General features: G+C 56.6%; 18 protein-coding genes. 10 read left to right on the top strand and 8 right to left on the bottom strand.

Annotated features, from left to right (window positions below; translation table 11 throughout):
- The first annotated feature begins 7 nt into the window (after nucleotides 1-7).
- Genes kdpB through BM323_RS23215 form a run of 4 tightly spaced genes read left to right on the top strand, consistent with a single transcriptional unit; the run spans nucleotide 8 to nucleotide 5,919 of the window.
- Entirely contained in the window at nucleotides 8-2,056 is a 2,049-nt protein-coding gene (gene kdpB / locus BM323_RS23230) for a potassium-transporting ATPase subunit KdpB (protein WP_008109452.1), read from the top strand.
- Nucleotides 2,057-2,067: 11 nt separating this feature from the next.
- Nucleotides 2,068-2,637: a potassium-transporting ATPase subunit KdpC gene (gene kdpC, locus BM323_RS23225; protein ID WP_008109451.1), complete on the top strand. Its 570-nt coding sequence runs from the start codon at nucleotides 2,068-2,070 to the stop codon at nucleotides 2,635-2,637.
- A gap of 45 nt (nucleotides 2,638-2,682) precedes the next feature.
- Nucleotides 2,683-5,355, top strand: a complete 2,673-nt coding sequence (kdpD, locus tag BM323_RS23220; protein WP_036649830.1) for a two-component system sensor histidine kinase KdpD — start codon at nucleotides 2,683-2,685, stop codon at nucleotides 5,353-5,355.
- A 54-nt stretch (nucleotides 5,356-5,409) separates the two neighbouring features.
- Nucleotides 5,410-5,919, top strand: coding sequence for a TIGR00645 family protein (locus BM323_RS23215; protein ID WP_008109449.1), 510 nt, complete (start codon nucleotides 5,410-5,412; stop codon nucleotides 5,917-5,919).
- Nucleotides 5,920-5,998: 79 nt separating this feature from the next.
- Here BM323_RS23215 and BM323_RS23210 read toward each other — a convergent pair whose 3' ends face one another.
- Nucleotides 5,999-6,931 (bottom strand): LysR family transcriptional regulator, encoded by a 933-nt coding sequence (locus tag BM323_RS23210; RefSeq protein WP_008109448.1) that lies wholly within the window; start codon nucleotides 6,929-6,931, stop codon nucleotides 5,999-6,001.
- A gap of 92 nt (nucleotides 6,932-7,023) precedes the next feature.
- On the opposite strand from BM323_RS23210, the gene BM323_RS23205 reads away from it, so the two are divergent.
- The 4 genes from BM323_RS23205 to BM323_RS23190 all read left to right on the top strand — a co-directional run bounded on the left by BM323_RS23205 (nucleotide 7,024) and on the right by BM323_RS23190 (nucleotide 11,063).
- Nucleotides 7,024-8,229 carry an MFS transporter gene (locus BM323_RS23205; RefSeq protein WP_008109447.1) on the top strand — a complete coding sequence of 402 codons (1,206 nt, stop codon included), beginning with the start codon at nucleotides 7,024-7,026 and terminating at the stop codon, nucleotides 8,227-8,229.
- 53 nt (nucleotides 8,230-8,282) lie between these two features.
- A complete protein-coding gene (locus BM323_RS23200) occupies nucleotides 8,283-9,632 on the top strand; it encodes a cation:proton antiporter (RefSeq protein WP_061719793.1) in 1,350 nt (449 codons plus the stop codon).
- Between the two features lie 26 nt (nucleotides 9,633-9,658).
- Nucleotides 9,659-10,006: a hypothetical protein gene (locus BM323_RS23195; RefSeq protein WP_008108113.1), complete on the top strand. Its 348-nt coding sequence runs from the start codon at nucleotides 9,659-9,661 to the stop codon at nucleotides 10,004-10,006.
- Between the two features lie 160 nt (nucleotides 10,007-10,166).
- The gene (locus BM323_RS23190) at nucleotides 10,167-11,063 is read left to right on the top strand and encodes an alpha/beta hydrolase (RefSeq protein WP_036649417.1); all 897 of its coding nucleotides are present in this window, start codon (nucleotides 10,167-10,169) and stop codon (nucleotides 11,061-11,063) included.
- An 89-nt stretch (nucleotides 11,064-11,152) separates the two neighbouring features.
- Here the strand turns inward: BM323_RS23190 and BM323_RS23185 are convergent, their stop codons facing one another.
- Nucleotides 11,153-12,070, bottom strand: a complete 918-nt coding sequence (locus tag BM323_RS23185) for a bestrophin family protein (protein WP_008108117.1) — start codon at nucleotides 12,068-12,070, stop codon at nucleotides 11,153-11,155.
- A 253-nt stretch (nucleotides 12,071-12,323) separates the two neighbouring features.
- Between BM323_RS23185 and BM323_RS23180 the strand changes: the two genes are divergently transcribed.
- Nucleotides 12,324-12,965, top strand: a complete 642-nt coding sequence (locus BM323_RS23180) for a hydrolase (RefSeq protein WP_008108119.1) — start codon at nucleotides 12,324-12,326, stop codon at nucleotides 12,963-12,965.
- 1 nt (nucleotide 12,966) lies between these two features.
- Here BM323_RS23180 and BM323_RS23175 read toward each other — a convergent pair whose 3' ends face one another.
- A complete protein-coding gene (locus tag BM323_RS23175) occupies nucleotides 12,967-13,869 on the bottom strand; it encodes a LysR family transcriptional regulator (protein ID WP_008108121.1) in 903 nt (300 codons plus the stop codon).
- 95 nt (nucleotides 13,870-13,964) lie between these two features.
- Here BM323_RS23175 and BM323_RS23170 point away from each other — a divergent pair, with 95 nt between their 5' ends.
- Nucleotides 13,965-14,786, top strand: a complete 822-nt coding sequence (locus BM323_RS23170; protein ID WP_008108123.1) for an SDR family oxidoreductase — start codon at nucleotides 13,965-13,967, stop codon at nucleotides 14,784-14,786.
- Nucleotides 14,787-14,864: 78 nt separating this feature from the next.
- Here BM323_RS23170 and BM323_RS23165 read toward each other — a convergent pair whose 3' ends face one another.
- The 5 genes from BM323_RS23165 to gorA all read right to left on the bottom strand — a co-directional run bounded on the left by BM323_RS23165 (nucleotide 14,865) and on the right by gorA (nucleotide 19,426).
- On the bottom strand, nucleotides 14,865-15,233 hold the full coding sequence (locus BM323_RS23165; RefSeq protein WP_008108124.1) for a helix-turn-helix domain-containing protein: 369 nt from the start codon (nucleotides 15,231-15,233) through the stop codon (nucleotides 14,865-14,867).
- Nucleotides 15,234-15,320: 87 nt separating this feature from the next.
- Nucleotides 15,321-15,596, bottom strand: coding sequence for a type II toxin-antitoxin system RelE family toxin (locus tag BM323_RS23160; RefSeq protein WP_008108126.1), 276 nt, complete (start codon nucleotides 15,594-15,596; stop codon nucleotides 15,321-15,323).
- A 253-nt stretch (nucleotides 15,597-15,849) separates the two neighbouring features.
- Nucleotides 15,850-16,629 carry an L-threonylcarbamoyladenylate synthase gene (locus BM323_RS23155; protein ID WP_008108127.1) on the bottom strand — a complete coding sequence of 260 codons (780 nt, stop codon included), beginning with the start codon at nucleotides 16,627-16,629 and terminating at the stop codon, nucleotides 15,850-15,852.
- Between the two features lie 260 nt (nucleotides 16,630-16,889).
- Entirely contained in the window at nucleotides 16,890-17,822 is a 933-nt protein-coding gene (locus tag BM323_RS23150) for a nucleoside recognition domain-containing protein (protein WP_008108128.1), read from the bottom strand.
- A gap of 251 nt (nucleotides 17,823-18,073) precedes the next feature.
- Complete coding sequence (gorA, locus tag BM323_RS23145) at nucleotides 18,074-19,426, bottom strand: glutathione-disulfide reductase (RefSeq protein ID WP_008108129.1); 1,353 nt, start codon at nucleotides 19,424-19,426, stop codon at nucleotides 18,074-18,076.
- Nucleotides 19,427-19,433 lie beyond the last annotated feature (7 nt).

Genomic DNA, 19,433 nt, shown 5'->3' with positions numbered 1-19,433 from the left:
CGGAATCATGAGTCGTCAACAACTGGCGCTGTTTGATGCGGCGCTAACCCGCGTTGCCATGCTGGATGCGCTGAAAAAACTCGATCCGCGCGTGCAGTTCCGCAATCCGGTGATGTTTTTGGTGTGGATCGGCAGCGTGCTGACTTCGGTATTGGCGGTGGGCATGGCCAGTGGCACGCTCAGCGGCAACGCGGGCTTTACCGCCGGCGTCGCCATCTGGCTGTGGTTTACCGTGCTGTTCGCCAACTTCGCCGAAGCGCTAGCAGAAGGGCGCAGCAAGGCGCAGGCCAACAGCCTGAAAGGCATCAGCAAAACCAGCGATGCCAAAAAACTGGCCGAAGCGCGCTACGGCGCAACGTGGCACAGCGTGGCGGCCGATACGCTGCGCAAAGGCGATGTGGTGCTGGTGGAAGCCGGTGACATCATTCCGTGTGACGGCGAAGTGCTGGAGGGCGGCGCATCGGTGGATGAGAGCGCCATTACCGGTGAATCCGCGCCGGTGATCCGTGAATCGGGCGGTGATTTCTCCTCAGTGACAGGCGGTACGCGCATTCTTTCCGACTGGCTGGTGATTCAGTGCAGCGTCAATCCGGGTGAAACCTTCCTCGATCGCATGATTGCGATGGTGGAAGGCGCGAAACGCCGCAAAACGCCGAACGAAGTGGCGCTGACCATTTTGCTGGTGTCGCTGACGATTGTGTTCCTGCTGGCGACCGTCACGCTGTGGCCGTTCTCGGCGTATGGCGGCACGCCGGTCAGCATCACGGTGCTGGTGGCGCTGCTGGTATGTTTGATTCCTACCACCATCGGCGGCTTGCTGTCGGCCATCGGTGTGGCGGGCATGAGCCGCATGCTGGGCGCGAACGTGATTGCTACCAGCGGCCGTGCGGTGGAAGCGGCAGGCGACGTCGATGTGCTGATGCTGGATAAAACCGGCACCATCACGCTCGGCAACCGTCAGGCGACACAGTTCCTGCCTGCGCCGGGCGTCAGCGAACAGCAACTGGCTGATGCGGCGCAATTGGCGTCGCTGGCCGATGAAACGCCAGAAGGGCGCAGCATCGTGGTGCTGGCGAAGCAGAAATTTAATCTGCGTGAACGCGATCTGAGCAGCATGGGCGCGAGCTTTATTCCGTTCTCGGCGCAAACGCGTATGAGCGGCGTCAACGTGCAGGATCGCCTGATCCGTAAAGGCGCGGTCGATGCGGTTCGTCGTCACATTGAAGCCAATCATGGCCGTTTCCCGCTGGAAGTGAATGCCGCCGTGGAAGAGGTGGCGCGTGCTGGCGGCACGCCGTTGGTGGTATCGGAAGGCGCGCAGGTGCTGGGCGTGGTGGCGCTGAAAGATATCGTTAAAGGCGGCATCAAAGAGCGCTTTGCCGAGCTGCGCAAGATGGGCATTAAAACGGTGATGATCACCGGCGATAACCCGTTAACGGCCGCGGCGATTGCGGCGGAAGCGGGCGTCGATGATTTCCTGTCGGAAGCGACGCCGGAAGCCAAGCTGGCGCTGATTCGTCAGTATCAGGCCGAAGGGCGTTTAGTGGCGATGACCGGCGACGGCACCAACGATGCCCCAGCGCTGGCGCAGGCTGACGTGGCGGTGGCGATGAACTCCGGTACTCAGGCGGCGAAAGAGGCCGGCAACATGGTCGATCTCGATTCGAATCCGACCAAGCTGCTGGAAGTAGTGCACATCGGTAAACAGATGCTGATGACGCGCGGTTCACTCACCACCTTTAGTATCGCCAACGACGTGGCGAAGTATTTCGCCATTATTCCAGCTGCGTTTGCCGCCACCTATCCGCAGCTCAATATGCTCAACGTGATGGGGCTGCATTCGCCGAACTCGGCGATTCTGTCAGCGGTAATTTTTAACGCGCTGGTGATTGTGTTCCTGATTCCGCTGGCGCTGAAAGGCGTGAGTTATCGCCCGCTGAGCGCGGCGGCGCTGCTGCGTCGCAACCTGTGGATTTACGGTGCGGGCGGATTAGTGGTGCCGTTTATTGGTATTAAAGCCATCGACCTGCTGCTGACGCTGCTTGGTCTGGCTTAAGGAGAAGAGAAATGAGTCAGTTACGTCCGGCTATTGTATTGTTAATAGTGCTTACGCTGCTCACCGGCGCGGTCTATCCGCTGCTCACTACCGGTTTGGCGCAATGGTGGTTCCCATCACAGGCCAACGGTTCGCTGATTGAGCAAGATGGTGCGGTACGCGGCTCCGAGCAGATCGGCCAGGCATTTAATCAGCCGGGTCACTTTTGGGGCCGACCTTCCGCGACCGGCGATGCGCCTTATAATGCGCTGGCCTCGAGCGGCAGCAATCTGGCAGGCAGCAATCCAGCACTGGACAAAGCGGTGGCGGAACGCGTCGCCGCGCTGCGTGCGGCTAATCCGCAAGCACCCAAAGCGGTGCCGGTGGAGTTAGTGACGGCGTCGGCGAGCGGATTAGATCCGGACATTTCGCCAGAAGCCGCGTTGTGGCAGGCACCGCGCATCGCCGCCGCGCGCAACATGGCGTTAAAGGATGTTGAGGCGCTGATTGTGCGCCACACCGAGCGCCCGCTGTTGCCGTTTGTCGGCGAAGAGACGGTAAACGTGCTGCGCCTCAATCTGGCGCTGGATGATTTGCAATAAACCGTAGGGTCGCCATTAATGGCGACCGTTTTCAATGGACGATCGATGAACGACGAAATTGCCCGCCCCGATCCCGATGCGCTGCTGCTAAACCACAGCGACAGCCATCGCGGTAAGCTGAAAATCTACTTCGGCGCCTGCGCGGGCGTGGGAAAAACCTTCGCCATGCTGCAGGAGGCGCAGCGCCTGCGCGCGCAAGGTCTCGACGTGCTCGCCGGCGTGGTGGAAACCCACGACCGCGCAGAGACCGCCGCGCTGCTCAACGGGCTGGCGCTGTTACCCCGTCGTGCCACCGGGCGTTCACGTCATGCTGAATTCGATCTCGATGCGGCATTAGCGCGTCATCCGGCGGTGATCCTGATGGATGAACTGGCGCACACCAATGTGCAGGGTTCGCGTCATCCCAAGCGCTGGCAGGACATTGAAGAGCTGCTCGAAGCGGGCATCGACGTCATCACCACCGTTAACGTGCAGCATCTGGAAAGCCTGAATGATGTGGTCGGCGGCGTCACCGGCATTCAGGTGCGTGAAACCGTGCCCGATCCCTTCTTCGATAGCGCCGACGAAGTGGTGCTGGTGGATCTGCCGCCGGACGATCTGCGTCAGCGGCTGAAAGAGGGCAAAGTCTACGTCGGCGACCGCGCCGAACGCGCCATCGAAAATTTCTTCCGTAAAGGCAATCTGTTCGCACTGCGCGAGCTGGCGCTGCGTCGCACCGCCGATCGCGTTGATGATCAGATGCGCGCCTGGCGTGACCAGCAAGGCCGCGACAAAGTGTGGCACACGCGTGACGCCATTCTGCTGTGCATCGGTGATGATACCGGCAGCGAAAAGCTGGTGCGCACCGCCGCACGTTTAGCGGCGCGGCTCGGCAGCGAATGGCACGCGGTGTATGTCGAAACGCCGCGCCTTAATCGATTGCCGGAAGCTCGGCGGCGCGCCATTTTGCGCACGCTGCAGCTGGCGCAGGAACTTGGCGCGGAAACCGCCACGCTCTCCGATCCCGATGAAGCGCGCGCGGTGCTGCGCTACGCGCGCGAGCACAATCTCGGCAAAATCGTGACCGGTCGTCAGCCGCAACGGCGCTGGCGGCGCGACAGCTTTGCCCAGCGGCTCGGTGAACTCGGCCCGGATCTCGATTTGCTGGTGGTGGCGCTGGATGAACCGGTGCGCGATGCGCCGCATCCGCTTAGCGGCCAGCGCGCCAGCAGCGAAAAATGGCGGCTCTATCTGCGCGGCTGTTTGATGGCGCTGCTGCTGTGCATTTTGGTCACCGGCGTTGGACGCTGGCTGCTGGTTGAGTTTGATCCCGCCAACAGCGTGATGATTTATCTGCTGGCGGTGGTGCTGGTGGCGCTGCGCTATGGCCGCTGGCCGTCGGTGTTCGCCACGGTGATCAACATCATCGCCTTCGACCTGTTCTTTGTCGCGCCTACCGGCACCGTTGCGGTGTCGGATTTGCAGTATCTGGTGACCTTCGCGGTGATGCTGGCGGTGGGGGTGATTGTCGGGAATCTGACCGCTGGCGTGCGCTATCAGGCCAAAGTGGCGCGCTATCGAGAACAGCGCGCGCGGCATCTGTATGAGATGGCGAAAGCGCTCGGCAGCGACCTGACGCCGCAGGATATCGCCAGCACCAGCCAGCGCATCATCGATGTCACCTTGCAGGCGCGCAGTTTGCTGCTGCTGCCGGATGAACAGGGCGAGCTGCAAACCGTGGGCGATACGGCGATTGGTACGCCGCCGGATCTGGCCATCGCTAAATGGAGTTACAGCAAAGGCCAACCGGCGGGCGCGGGCACCGATACCTTGCCTGCGGTGCCGTACCAGATTCTGCCGCTGAAAAGTGGCAATCACTGTCGCGGCTTGCTGGTGGTAGAACCGGAAAACCTGCGCCAGCTGATGATTCCCGAACAGCAGCGTTTACTGGAAACCTTCACCGTGCTGATCGCCAACGCCCTGGAACGCATGGCGCTGTCGCACAGTGAAGCCGCATCGCGGCTGGCCGCCGAGCGCGAGCAGCTGCGCAATGCGCTGCTGTCAGCGCTATCGCACGACCTGCGTACGCCGCTGACGGTGCTGTTTGGTCAGGCGGAGATGCTGATGCTCGATCTGGCCAGTGAAGAGTCGAAGTATGTCGGCCAGGCCAATCAGATTCGCGAACAGACGCTGAGCACCATCCGGCTGGTGAGCAATATGCTGGATATGGCGCGCATTCAATCTGGTGGACTCAATCTGCGCGAAGAGTGGGTGGCGCTGGATGAGGTGATTGGCGGCGCGCTGAGCAGCATGGGCCCGTCGCTGAAGGGTCATGAATTTATGCTCGATTTGCCCGAGATGGTGTTGATCAAAGGCGACAGCGCCATGCTGGAACGGGTGTTTACCAATCTGATCGAAAACAGCCTGAAATACGCCGGCAACGCGGCGCAGCACGGTATTCGGGCGTGGCGCGATCGCGATCGGCTGGAGATCGCGGTGTGGGATAGCGGTCCCGGCATCGCGCCGGAGAACCTCACGCGTATTTTTGACAAGTTTGCGCGCGGCGATAAAGAGTCAGCGGTGCCGGGCGTCGGATTGGGCTTGGCGATCGGTAAAACCATTATCGAATCCCATCGCGGGCGCATCTGGGCGGAGAATCGGCCGGAAGGCGGCGCGGTGTTCCGTTTGTCATTGCCGCTGCCCGTCGCACCGGAAATTTCTGAAGAAGGGCTGAAATAACTTCACATAAGTTCGGTTATACTCGCCCACTTGTCTGTTGATTAATGGGAACTTATGGAACGTTTTATCGAAAACCTGATGTATTCATCGCGCTGGCTGCTGGCTCCGGTTTACATGGGACTTTCGTTGGGCCTGCTGGCGCTGACCATCAAATTCTTCCAGGAAATTTTTCACCTGTTGCCGCATGTCTTTACCATCGCGGAGAACGATTTGATTCTGTTGCTGCTGTCGCTGGTGGATATGACGCTGGTCGGCGGTTTGCTGGTGATGGTGATGCTCTCGGGTTACGAGAACTTTGTCTCCAAGCTGGATATTGATGAGCACAGAGAGAAGCTGAGCTGGCTCGGTAAAATGGACTCCGGCTCGTTGAAAAACAAAGTGGCGGCCTCGATTGTGGCGATTTCATCGATTCACCTGCTGCGTATCTTTATGGACGCGCGCAACATCGAGAATGAAAAGCTGATGTGGTACGTGATTATCCACCTGACGTTTGTGCTGTCGGCCTTTGTGATGGGCTGGCTGGATAATATGTCGAAGGGGGATAAGAAAGCGGTGAAGATGTGATGAATCCAGGTCGCCATAAATGGCGACCCTACAAAACCATCGCGTAGGGTCGTCATTTATGGCGACCTTTTCATTTCCGCTACCGCGTCGGCGGCTGCGCTCCCGCTAACTTCGGCATCACTTCCCGAATCATGGCGAAAAACTTCTGTAACCGCGCCGGATAATAGCTCGCCCACGGATAAGTCAGCCACACCGGCAGCGGCGGCGCTTGCCACTCCGGCAGCAGCTGAATCAAATCGCCTTTCGCCAAATCCTCCTGTACCACCCACGACGACACCACCGCCGCGCCCATGCCCGCAATGGCCGCTTTGCGCACCGCGTACAAACTGTCGCTGGCGAGGCGCGGCGCAATCGCCAGATTCAGCGGCCGACCATCGCTAATACGCTGCAAGGCAATTTCGTTGCGATAAAAGCTGGTCAGCGCCAGCCACGGCAGATTGGTGAGCTGCGAAACCTCTTCAACCGGCGGATGCGCGGCCAGCAGCGACGGTGCCGCCACCACAAAGCGCGGCACTTCCGCCAGTAACACCGCCACGATTGACGCATCGCTGGGCGCACCGACCTGAATCGCGCAGTCGATGTTTTCGCTGATGAAGTCTGGCGTGCGGTCATTCAGCGTCCACTCCACGTTTAAGCGTGGATAGCGATGCAGATAATCAATCAGCGGTTCAATCAGCTGATCCTGACCAAACGCATGCGGCGCCCGTACGCGCAGCGTGCCAATCGGGTCGTCGCTGGCGCCGGTGAGATCATCCTCCAGCGCGTGCCAGGTCGCCACCAGCTGACGCGCCTGCGCATAACAGCGCTCGCCATCGTCGGTAAGTTTCAGCGCATGCGTGGTGCGCATAATCAGTTTGAGACCGAGCCGCTGCTCGAGCGCTTGCAGGCGACGGCTGATGGTGGGCTGCGTGGTGCCGAGTTGGGTGGCTGCGGCTGAGAGCGATCCGCTCTCGACGATGCGGATAAAGGTCTGCATCAGTTCGATGCGATCCAGGCTGGAGATGTTGTTCATACGCACCACGCATAACAGTTCTGTGTTTGAGCAGTCTACCGCGTATGGCGGCGACGCGCTTTAATAAGCGCACATTCACGGGGGAATCCACTATGTCAGCCATCTCAACGTCAGCCATGCCAGCTGAAAAACTGCCCGCGCCGCTGGTCTTCACGCTCGCGGCCGGTGCCGGACTCAGCGTCGCATCGATTTATTACAGCCAGCCGATGCTGGATATCATCAGCAAACAGTTCAACGTCGGGATCGGCAGCGTCGGCATGGTGCCGATGTTGACGCAAGCCGGTTACGCGCTGGGGATTCTGCTGCTGGCCCCGCTCGGCGACCGTCACGATCGTCGCACCATTATTCTGATTAAAGGCTTGTTGCTGGTTGCTGCGCTGCTGCTGTGTGGCTTCTCGGGTGGATTGAATGCCTTACTGATCGCCAGCTTCGTCACCGGTTTAACCGCCACCGTGGCGCAGGACATCGTGCCAGCGTCAGCGGCGTTAGCGCCGGAGCGCAGCCGAGGCAAAACCGTCGGCACGGTGATGACGGGATTGCTGGTGGGGATTTTGCTGTCACGCGTGGTGAGCGGCGTAGTGGCGGAGTATTTCGGCTGGCGCACCATGTACATGATTGCGGCGGCCGCGGTGTTGCTGATTAGCGTTGCGCTGTGGCGCGTGCTGCCGCGCTTTACGCCGGGTACCTCGGTGAGCTATCCGCGTCTGCTGCTGTCGCTGGCGCATTTGTGGCAGCACCACCAAACGCTGCGCCGTGCCGCGCTGGCGCAAGGTTTGTTGTCGGTGGGCTTTAGCGCCTTCTGGTCAACGCTGGCGTTGATGCTGAGTCAAAACTTCCATCTGGACAGCGCCGTCGCCGGGGCATTCGGTCTTGCGGGTGCCGCTGGCGCTCTAGCCGCGCCGTTAGCCGGTAGCGTGGCGGATCGCATCGGTCCAGCGCGTGTTACGCAGTACGGTGCCACGCTGGTGATGGTGTCATTTGCGCTGATGTTCTTATTGCCGCTGTTGCCGATGCCAGCTCAGTTGGGTCTGATTATCATCAGCACCATCGGTTTTGATTTGGGTGTGCAGGCCACGCTGGTGGCGCATCAGACGCTGGTTTACAGCCTGGCGCCGGAAGCACGCAGCCGCCTTAACGCCTTGATGTTTACCGTGGTGTTTATCGGCATGGCAACCGGTGCGGCGCTGGGAAGCCTGGCGCTGGCACATTGGGGCTGGACCGGCGTGGTGGCACTCTCAACTTTGGCCGCTGCGCTTGCTTTGATGATTCGCCTCGCCAGCCGTCATCTGAAAAACTGATCGCCTAACATGTGCCAGGCTTAAGGGAGAATGTTATTTAAAAACGGAGCGTTATGAACTTCCTGGCCTGGACCGCCGCTACCGGCGGTCTGCTACTTCTTATGTCACTGGCTTCCGGGTGGATTCACCGTGGGCCAGTGACCTCATTCGGTCTCTACCTGTTCGCGGGCATCCTGTGTGGTCCGTGGATGCTCAATCTGCTGCAAGTCGACATCATCGGTCACGCCAATCTCGCCGCGCATCTCACCGAAATCGCCATGGCGGCCTCGCTGTTTATCACCGGGCTAAAACTGCGCTTGCCGCTCAATGCGCATGCCTGGCGGATTGGCGTCAGGCTGGCGTTTCCGGCGATGCTGCTTACCGTCGGCGGCATGACGCTGCTGGTGCACTGGATCACTGGCTTTGACTGGGCAATGTCGCTGGCGTTTGGTGCCATTGTTGCGCCGACCGATCCGGTGCTCGCCAGCCTGATTTCCGTGAATGATGCGCGTGACGACGACGCCCTGCGCGTGGCGCTCTCCAGCGAAGCGGGCATGAACGACGGTTCCGCGCTGCCGCTGCTGATGCTGGCGATTTTGCTGTTGCAGCCGGGCGAATTGAGCACCGCTGCGCTGGGCGAATGGTTTGCCAAAGATGCGCTGTGGGCGATTGGCGGCGGACTGGGAATCGGCTTTGCGCTGGGTTGGCTGATTGGTCAGCTGGCGACGCATTTACGTACCGCCAATCAGGATGTGGCACCCAACGATCTGTTCGCACTGGCGCTGATTGCGTTGAGCTATGCTGCCGCGCAGTCGGTTGATGCGTCGGGCTTCCTCGCCACCTTTGCGGCGGGCGTCGGGTTACGTCGCGCGGAATTGCGTGTGGTGAAGCACTATCCGCAAGATGAGATGTCTGAAGAGGAGCGTTTCTTACCAGCAGAAGCGCGCGTGAATACCGGTCAGCGCATGGCGCAGGGCAGCAGCGGCATGGTGAAATCAGTGGGTTTGGTGATCGGCGATGCGCTCTCCTTTGGTGATACTATCGAGCGTTTGCTGGCGGCGGGCATGATGGTGGTGCTGGGCATTACGCTGGCGCAGCACTGGAATCTCACTGGCATCGGACTCGCGCTGCTGCTGTTTGTGGTGGTGCGTCCGCTGGCGGTGTGGATCACTACGTGGCGCTGCGATATTCCGCTGATGCGACGTTTGCTGATTGGCTGGTTGGGTATTCGCGGCATCGGCAGTATCAATTATATTGCCTATGCATGGGTGCACGGCATGCGTGGACCGCAGGCGGAGCAGATGGTGGATATGGCGCTGACGTTAGTGGTATGCAGCATTGTGTTGCACGGCATCACGGTCACGCCGTTGTTGAACTGGCGTGCTGCCCGTCAGGCCGCACGCGCCGAACAAAACGAAAACTGATTTATTGGAAATTATTGGAGCCTATTATGAAAGCGTTATTACTCGCCCTCGTTGGGCTGTCGCTGTCGGCCGGTGCCTTGGCTGCCGACGGTGACAATAATCAGGAAGAGAATGTTTATGCCAGCCAGCTGTGTCATCTGGTGAGCAGTGAAAAGAAGACCAGCGATTTAGATGGCTACACGGAGAAGCTGAAGTCACAACTCGCGGCCAGCCAGTCTTCGTCGTCTATGCAGCAGCCTGAATTTAATGAAGAAATCGCGCAGGAAGTGATTAGCGCGTGGCTGGAGTTGGGCGAGGATGAGCGCGGCAAACTGCGTCATGACCAATCGCAATGTGAACAAACGGTAATGACGCAGTTCCAGCAACAGGACTGATTGTCTTTATCGCAAGAATACGCGCCTTTTTAGGCGCGTTTTTTTATGGCTTTTTTGTACGATTTACGTACATAATCGCCAACGTCGAAATCAGACATGCGTCACATAATGAGATTCAGCTGTTGAAGCTGGCATTTTTTGCATACTGGCACTGGGCAAGATGATTACACGTCGTCACTTTTTGTTGGCTACTGGAGCAACCGTTCTCTCGATGACCACGGGCAAACTCTTTGCTCGCGATGACGTCATTCCGCTGTGGCCCGACGATCCGCCCGGCGGCGGCGGCCCTTCAGGCTTGCTCAAAGTCGATCGCCACGGCTCCTGGACCAATATCGTTTCACCCGCGATTCAACGTTTCCGCCCGGAAAATCCCAACGGCGAAGCGGTGATTGTGGCGGCGGGCGGCGGCTATCGTTTTATCGGCATGGGCCGCGAAGCCTGGCCGGTGGCGCGCTGGCTGAATGGCAGCGGCTATACCGTGTATGTGCTTAGCTACCGTTTACCGGGTGAAAAGTGGCAGGCGGGCAATCTGGCGCCGCTGCAGGATGCACAACGCGCCATTCGTCTGGTGCGTTCGATGGAGCGCAAAGTGCATGTGCTGGGCTTCTCCGCCGGTGGACATCTGCTTGGCATGGCGGCGGCGCGTCCAGATTTCGAATCCTATCCGGCGCAGGATCCGCTGGACCAGATCAGGCCAAATGTGGATAGCGTTGGGCTGATCTATCCAGTGATCACCCTTGAAGCGCCGTATCAGCGTACTAACACACATCTGATGATGGTGGGCCAAAACGCCACGCCAACCCAGGAAGCCAACTGGTCAGTGCAAAACTACGTGACGCGCCAATATCCGCCGACCTTCCTCGCGCAGGCCGAGGACGATCACACCTCCAATCCCCACAATACGGAAATGATGCGTGACGCTTGTCGCCGCATGCGCGTGCCGGTTGAGCTGATTGAGCTCAGCAGCGGCGGGCATGGATTTGGTCTCGGCAAAGCGGGCACGCCTGCCGCGTTGTGGGATCAGGCGTATGTGCGTTGGTTGGATAATCAGGGTTAAAGCAGGTTGGGTTGGTGTGTATTAGGAAGGTCGCCATAAATGGCGACCCTACAGGATCGGGGTAGGGTCGCCATTCATGGCGACCTGGTTCACGTCAAATTAAAATTCGCGTCTGGCTGCAACGGTTCCGGCAGCGGCGTATCACCATTCATCGCTTTCAAATTGCGTTCGATATTGACGCACAGCGCATCAAGCGGCAGATGATTTGGTGCGGTGCCAAACGGATGTTCCAGCTCCTCCGCCAGCGCTTCCAGCGACAAAAAGGTGTAGGAGATAAACATCGACACCAGCGGCGTCATCAGGTGCAAATCCGCCACCAGCGCAAACGGCAGCAGCGTACAGAACAGGTAAACCGTGCGATGCAGAATCAGGCTGTAGGCGAATGGAATCGGCGTGCTGGCGATGCGATCGCAACCGCCCAGAATCGCCGACAGCTGATTAAGATTTTCATCAATGCTCTGCCAGACAATATCCGACACCAACCCTTCATCGCGACGCTGCGCCAGCCATACACTCAAACACAATAAAATCTGCGACGTCGGCATCGGATGATGCAGCACTTTGCTGTGCCAGTTGGCCGGCAGCAAACGCTGTAAATCGGCCTGCACATCAGTTTTACGCAGGCGATGTTTCAGGCACCAGCAGAACGCCAGCAGTAAGCCGGTAAATTCCCGCACCTGTTCTTCACTCACGCCACGAATGCTTTTGATCTGCCGCAGCAGTGAGCGCTGGGTGATATGCAGGCTGCCCCACAAGGTGCGAGCTTCGATAAAACGCGCATAGCTGGCGTTATTACGAAAGCCGAGGAAGATGGCGATCGACACACCAACCAAACTAAAAGGCGCGGTGGTGAGGTGGATGCCGAAAGTGGAGTACCACGGATAGCCAAAGATGGCGATCAGCGACATCAGCAGGTTGAGCGACAGGCGGAACACGATGTTGCTGAGCACCGATCCATGCCAGTCAAACAGCCGGAGAAACCAGTGTTGATGAGGACGTACGATCATTTTGCGATGGTGTATTTTTTAGATTTTGTAGCGACAGGTTACGCCGGTCAGTGATCTTGAACAACGCTAAATCCCAGTCTTTTTAAGGCAGATTACGCAGTGAAAATGCCATTTTATTTATTTAAATCAATCTTCTAAAAACACTTTGAACAAGTTGTAAAATTCTTTGCGTTATCTCTTCCAGCTCGCCTTCTCTAAAGTTCATTCCAGCAGCACAACACACAAATTCAAAACCACTTTAGAGGAACACATCATGTCTAAATTCGACCTGCTTGACCCACAGAACTCCACGCTGATCTTCATCGACCACCAGCCGCAGATGTCTTTCGGCGTTGCGAATATCGATCGCCAGCAGCTCAAAAATAACACCGTCGCTCTGGCGAAGACCGGCAAAATTTTCGACGTGCCGGTGATTTACACCTCGGTTGAGACGGAAAGCTTCAGCGGCTACATCTGGCCTGAACTGCTGGCGGTCCATCCCGAAGCCAAGCCGATTGAGCGCACCTCAATGAATTCATGGGAAGACGCGAAGTTCGTTGAAGCGGTAGAGAAAACCGGTCGTAAAAAGCTGATTATCTCTGCGCTGTGGACTGAAGTGTGCCTGACGTTCCCGGCGTTGATGGCGCTGAAAGAGGGCTATGAAGTCTATGTGGTGACTGATACGTCCGGTGGCACCAGCGTCGATGCGCACGAACGTTCTATCCAGCGCATGGTGCAGGCTGGCGCGGTGCCGGTGACCTGGCAGCAAGTGCTGCTCGAGTATCAGCGCGACTGGTCACGCAAAGAGACCTACGATGCGGTGATGGATCTGGTGCGTGAACACAGCGGCGCTTACGGCATGGGCGTCGATTACGCTTACACCATGGTGCACAAAGCGCCGCAGCGCAGCGCCTGAATCACGTCGGGCGCGGCAGGCTGATTTTCAGCGCATCGATAAACAGCCGCAGCGCCATGGATTGATGTCGGTTGGGCGGGAACCACAGCGCAATCCCCGCCGATTGCACCCGCCAATCGGCCAGCAGCTCCACCAGCTGGCCGCTGCGCATTTCTTTCTCCACATACAGCGACGGCACATAAGCAATGCCCAAACCGGCGAGAGCGGCCTGCGCCATCAGCGCGTTGCTGTCTAACGTCAGCGTACCTGGTACGTCAATCTCATGCTTTTCGCCCGCCTGCGCATATTCCCACTGATAACGTTTACCGCTCGGCAAGCGCTGGCGAATACACTGTTGTTGCAGCAGATCGCGCGGATGAAGAATCGATGCGTTTCTTGCCAGATAAGCGGGCGCGGCGACGGTCAAAAACGTCAGCGGGCCGCCAAGCGGAACGGCTACCATATCTTGCGGCACATCCTCAATCAGCCGAATGCCGGCATCAAAACCGGCGGCGGTGATATCCACCAACGTACCTTGCGCGGCGAAATCGAGCTGAATATCGGGATAGCGCGCGCTAAAGTCCGCCACTACGTGATCCAGCAACAAACCGATCGAGGCATCGCTGGCGCTGATGCGCAACGTGCCGTAATGCTGATGACGGCTGGCGGAGATGTCGTGTAGCACATCATCCATCTGGTTCAGCAGCGGCGAAAGCCGATCCAGCAGTTGCTGCCCGGCATCGGTGAGCGACACGCTGCGCGTGGTGCGTTGAAACAGCTGTACGCCCAGATTGTGCTCCAGCGTTTTCACCAGATGGCTGAGCGACGAGCGCTTTAAGCCGAGCATTTCAGCGGTACGGCGAAAGCTGCGCTGCTCGCCCAGCATTTTGATGGCCTGCAGTTCGTGCCAGGAAGGACGTCTCATTGGTGGTTTTTCCTCACCGGGTCATGTGCGATTAGGTGGATTATCTCCACCAGTAAAGCGATCTACCATCAGGTTTTCAATATGAGGAGCACAACATGAAAACCTGGTTAATTACCGGTGCCAGCAGCGGGCTGGGCCGATTGATGAGTGAACGTTTACTGGCGCGCGGTTATCGCGTATTGGCAACGGTGCGACGTGAACAGGTGATGGCCGATCTGCAGCAAACCTACGGTGAACGGCTGCAGGTTATTGCGCTGGATTTGGCGCACACCGCCAGCATCGCGCCCGCGATTAAACGTGCTTTTGCTGCCGTCGATCGCATTGATGTGGTGGTGAGCAACGCGGCTTACGGCCTGTTCGGCGCGGCAGAGGAGTTGAGCGATGCGCAGATTGAACGCCAGATCGTCACCAATCTCACCGGTTCAATCCAGCTGATTCGCGCGGTGATCCCTTTCCTGCGCCAGCAGGGCGGCGGGCGCATTGCGCAGGTTTCTTCGGAAGGCGGCCAGGTCGCGTATCCCAACTTCAGCCTGTATCACGCCACGAAATGGGGCATTGAAGGGTTTGTCGAAGCGGTGCGCCAGGAAGTCGCCAGCTTCGGTATTGATTTCCTGCTGGTGGAGCCCGGCCCGACCGCAACCAATTTTGGTGCGGGTCTGGACGTGGCAGATGCGCTGGAGGTTTATCGCGATAACGCCGCAGGCCAGCTGCGCCAGGCGATTTTCTCGGGCGATTTCACCATTGCCGGCGATGCCGGGAAGTGCGTCACGGCGATGATCGCCACGCTGGATCAGCCCAGCATGCCGCTGCGATTAGCGCTCGGCAGCACGGCGTATCAGAATATCGAAACGGCGCTGGAAAGCCGGCTGGCAGAACTGCGCGGGCAACGGGATGTGGCGTTTGGCGCGGATGTGTAATCGTATAATCTAAAACATCACGCGAGCTTCATGCAGAATCGTGTGGCACAAAAAAGCCGGGAGTACCGGCTTTTTCGTTCAATCATCTGTAAGTTGTTCTGGCGTGCATTCGTAAAGCTCAGCGAGCTTGGCAAGATTGAAATCACGTGGTTTTTCGCTTTTTTCCATCGCGGATACAGACGCTTGCGTGATGCCCAACGCTTCAGCAACCTGCTTTTGAGTCAGTTTACGATAAATACGCCATGCGGCGTGAAGCGTGACACCCTTATTAATGGTGATGTTTACTACATCACCAGGAATTAAGGCGTCGTCATTAATACCGGCCTCGTAAGGGACTGACTGCCATAATTCAGCCAAATCAGAATGTTGAGTCAGTTTTTCGAACAACTCGATTGGGACAATGGCCGCTTTGCGGTTACCAGCACTGTCAGTGATGAATTCGATCATAGGATTTATGTTCCAGTATTCAACGTTATCAGTTTATTAGAAGCGTGATGAGAATCTGTGAATTATGGCAGCAAATCTCTACCTTGATTATTTGTAGGTTCCGCTGGTTCGTCTCATTACTTGCTGAATAGCGATGATTTTCGGTTCCTCGCCTTTGTGATAGTCGAACAAAACGCGATAATTTCCCCATCTAAGCCGGTAGTCAGCCTGACCATTTTTTAGAGACTTAACATCCAGATTGGGCGGAACAAGCGGAAACTTTTTTAACTCATTCACTTGCTCATTCAGCTTCTTCCTTTCGTTAGCGTCTGCAATGGCTCGCATCTGCTTCAGAGCAGCTTTACGCCAATGTAGCTCTGGCATTCCCTTACCTCACATGTTGCGAACACTCCTCACTGGATTTAATGATTATAGATATAGTTATCTATATCGGAAAGACATATAGGTGTTTTGTGGGTGTTAAATCTATATTTTCAGTGATCAGCAATAGCTTCGATTCACTGAGTGAACTGCCAGCGGTGTTTAAACATCAGCAGAGTGCGGGGGGGACGGCGAGATTACGGTGGGGTGGTAAAACGAAAGCCTGTTTCCATAGAGGATTCAGGCTTTTAAAAGATCAGTAATAATCGCCGTGGCGGTAATCCCATGAAGGGAAAATCTCGGACAGCAGCGCCATAATTTTATCCACATCCAACCCTTTACGAATCAGCACCGGGCATGGCGTGATTTTGCGCTCGCCATTTTGCTGTGGAATCAGACGACCTTCGCTATCCACCATCGATACCATAACGCCTTGTTCATAGCGCACTTTATTGGCATCGTTAGGCTGAATGGATTTCACGTAAGCATTGGCTTCGATAATTAAATCGGCGCGGGCTTCAATGCGCTCGCCAATACCTTCGACCAAACCGCGATTTCCCTGGCCAGATGGATTTGCTGAGCTGGCAAAGGAGAATTTTCCGTGAGTATCCCACAATGCTTTTGCGATATTTTCGCCTGGCTTGCCGAATTTAATCACGAAGCAGCTGGTTTGACGGCCATCCATCATCAGCTCTTTTGAACCATCATCGGGAATACGCGACAGCGCATCATCGCGCCACGGTAAAATACAGCCCAGCAGAATATCTTCATCCCAGTGACGCTGATAAAGCTGGTCGATTTCTGGTGTGAGTTGCGCCAGCGAACGCAGCTGTTCCAGCGAGCCGCACAGCACCACGCCCGGCTTGTTGCGCTTGCGCTGCTTGGCTTCGAACTTACGCTCCAGGCCGGCTTTATCGGAAGTCATGATGATGTAGCCCACTTTGGTTGGGCTAACGATCATGCCGCCATCTTGCGCCAGAATATCGATGGCTTCTGATTGTAATCCGCCATTCCAGGTTATTTGCTTACCGCTCATGGATTTACCCTGTCTGCAATAAAATGGATATACAGGAATATTACCTGCAATGAATTTAAGGGTTTGGTAAATTAACCCGATACTTCATCAGGATTAATTATATTTTAGAGATGTCTGTTGCGATAATAGTACTAAAATTATCGCTAATGCAATGGGTGAAAATAACGATGAAATTAATAGGGGTAATAATAAATAACGCCTGAGAATTGTAGTGTTATTTACTTAATGGCGCTGAAAAGCGTATTCAGCGCCAACAGTAATCAGAACAGGATGGCGTGCACAGTTGCACGCAGCGCAATACCGAGCACAATGCCGGGCACGGCAAAGCGGAACAGGCGCGGGAATCGGCTCGACAGGCCAAGGTAAATTCCGATGCCGGGTAGATCGAAGGTTTGAATCAGTAATCCGGCCGACGCGTTGATATTGTGCGCGCTGTATAAACCTTTCTCCACCAATCCCGCCACCACGCCGTAATAGGCGGTGCCGCCCGCCAGACATTTGGTCAACGCCGGAAGAATATAGACTTCGGAAATATTCAGCTTATCCAGCAGCGGCGACACCAGACGCGTCAGCATTTCAATCCCGTCCGCTTCCTTCAAAATACCGACCACCGATAACGAGATGATCAACATCGGCAACGAACCCAGCGCCAGACGAATCGCATCGGAGCCGGCGCTATTAATGATGCCAATCAGCCCCATTTTAGTTTCGCTGCTGGTGACGGCTTCATCTTCATTTAACAGCGCCGCATCGGAGAGTTTACGGCCAAACAGGTGATAGGTCGTCGCCGCCGCTAATACGCCGCCGCAGATCGAAATAATCAGCGCCGTGCTCCAGTGTAATCCCGCCGGAATCAGCGGATAAAAGGTGCTGGCCTGGCCCATGGCAAACAGCATCGCCAGCGTGGCCGCCATATGACGATCGGAGGTGCCGCGCTTTTCCATAATAGCCAGCGCCGCCAGCGGTGCTGCAAAGCTGACGAAATTAAGCTGAATCATGGCAAAAAATGCCAGCCCGGTAATACCGAAGGGTTTTAATAACGGCGTGGCATGACGGACGACAAAATCTAGTAGACCTTTGACCTCCAGATATTTCATGATGAATAACATCACCACCATAATCGGAATCAACGTGTAGAGCGCCACGTCTACCGAGGCTTTGCCTGCGGACATAATGATATCGATAATATTCATGCCCGCTTCCGACCTTTTTTCACACCCTTCTCCCCGTAAAAAATTTTTAAACTGGCAATGCCTTTAAATTTTAAGTGCGCATTAATGCGCACCTACGTTGTAGGGTCGCCATTAATGGCTACCGCCAGCAAAGAAATAAATCTTATCCTGTGCATGCATTATTGAGTAGTGAAGAAAATGGAATGTAAATTGCAGCCATAAAAAAACCAGCCATGAATTAATGGCTGGTTTTTCATTTCCGACAGGAAATATTAACGCATCGTCACAAACTCTTCCGCCGCCGTTGGGTGAATCGCTACGGTGTTATCGAAGTCTTTCTTGGTTGCGCCCATTTTCAGCGCCACCGCGAAGCCTTGCAGCATCTCATCCATACCGTTGCCGATACCGTGAATGCCGACAATCTTCTCTTCCGGGCCAACGCACACCAGCTTCATGCGGCACGGCTGGCGATGCTGGGTCACGGCGGTGTACATCGCGGTGAAGGAGGATTTGTACACTTTCACCTGATCGTCACCGTACTGTTCGCGCGCCTGCGGTTCGGTCAGGCCCACGGTACCAATCGGCGGATGGCTGAACACTACGGTCGGCACGTTGCTGTAATCCAGATGCTCGTCCGGCTTGTTGTTGAACAGACGCTCGGAAAGACGACGACCTGCGGCAACGGCTACTGGCGTCAGTTCCACCGCGCCGGTGTTATCGCCCACTGCATAGATGCCTTTGACATTGGTGTTCTGGAATTTGTCGACGTTGATGTAGCCTTTGTCGTTCAGCGCCACGCCGGTTACCGCCAGATTGAGGTTATCGGTCGCCGGTTCACGGCCAATCGCCCACACCAGGCAATCCACAGTTTGTTCGTGGCCGCTTTCGAGTTGCAGCGTCAGGCTGCCGTCGGCATTTTTGATCACGGCTTTCGGAATCGATTCGGTGTGCAGCATTGGGCCTTCGGCTTGCATCACTTCTACCAACGTATCGACGATCAGCGGATCGAAGCTGCGCAGCGGCGCATGTTTACGCACGAACAGATGCGTTTCCGCGCCCAGCGCATTGACCACGCCCGCCAGTTCCACCGCGATGTAACCCGCGCCCACTACCGCCACGCGTTTTGGCAGCGCATCGAGCTCGAAGAAACCGTCAGAGTCGATACCGTATTCCGCGCCCGGCACGTTGGGATGGCTTGGGCGTCCGCCGGTGGCGATCAGAATATGATCGGCAGTAATGGTTTCACCGTTCACTTCCACGGTATTAGCATCGATAAAGCGCGCGAAGCCTTTGATCACTTCAACCTTGTTTTTACCCAGCACGTTGTCATATGAGCTGTGAATGCGGTCGATGTAGGCGCTGCGGTTTTTCACCAGAATTGACCAGTCAAACCGGTTTACCGTGGTGTCGAAGCCATAATCCGGCCCATAAAGATGAATAGCTTCAGCGATTTGCGCCGCATGCCACATGACCTTTTTCGGTACGCAGCCGACGTTGACACAGGTGCCGCCCAGCTCTTTGGCTTCAATCAGCGCGCACTTCTGGCCATGCATCGCTGCACGGTTAATCGAGGCGATACCGCCGCTGCCGCCGCCGATGGCGAGGTAGTCAAAATGTCTGGTCATCCGTTAT

The sequence above is a fragment of the Pantoea sp. YR525 genome (assembly GCF_900116775.1).
Taxonomy (GTDB): domain Bacteria; phylum Pseudomonadota; class Gammaproteobacteria; order Enterobacterales; family Enterobacteriaceae; genus Pantoea; species Pantoea symbiotica.
This window is presented reverse-complemented; position numbering and strand designations above follow the sequence as displayed.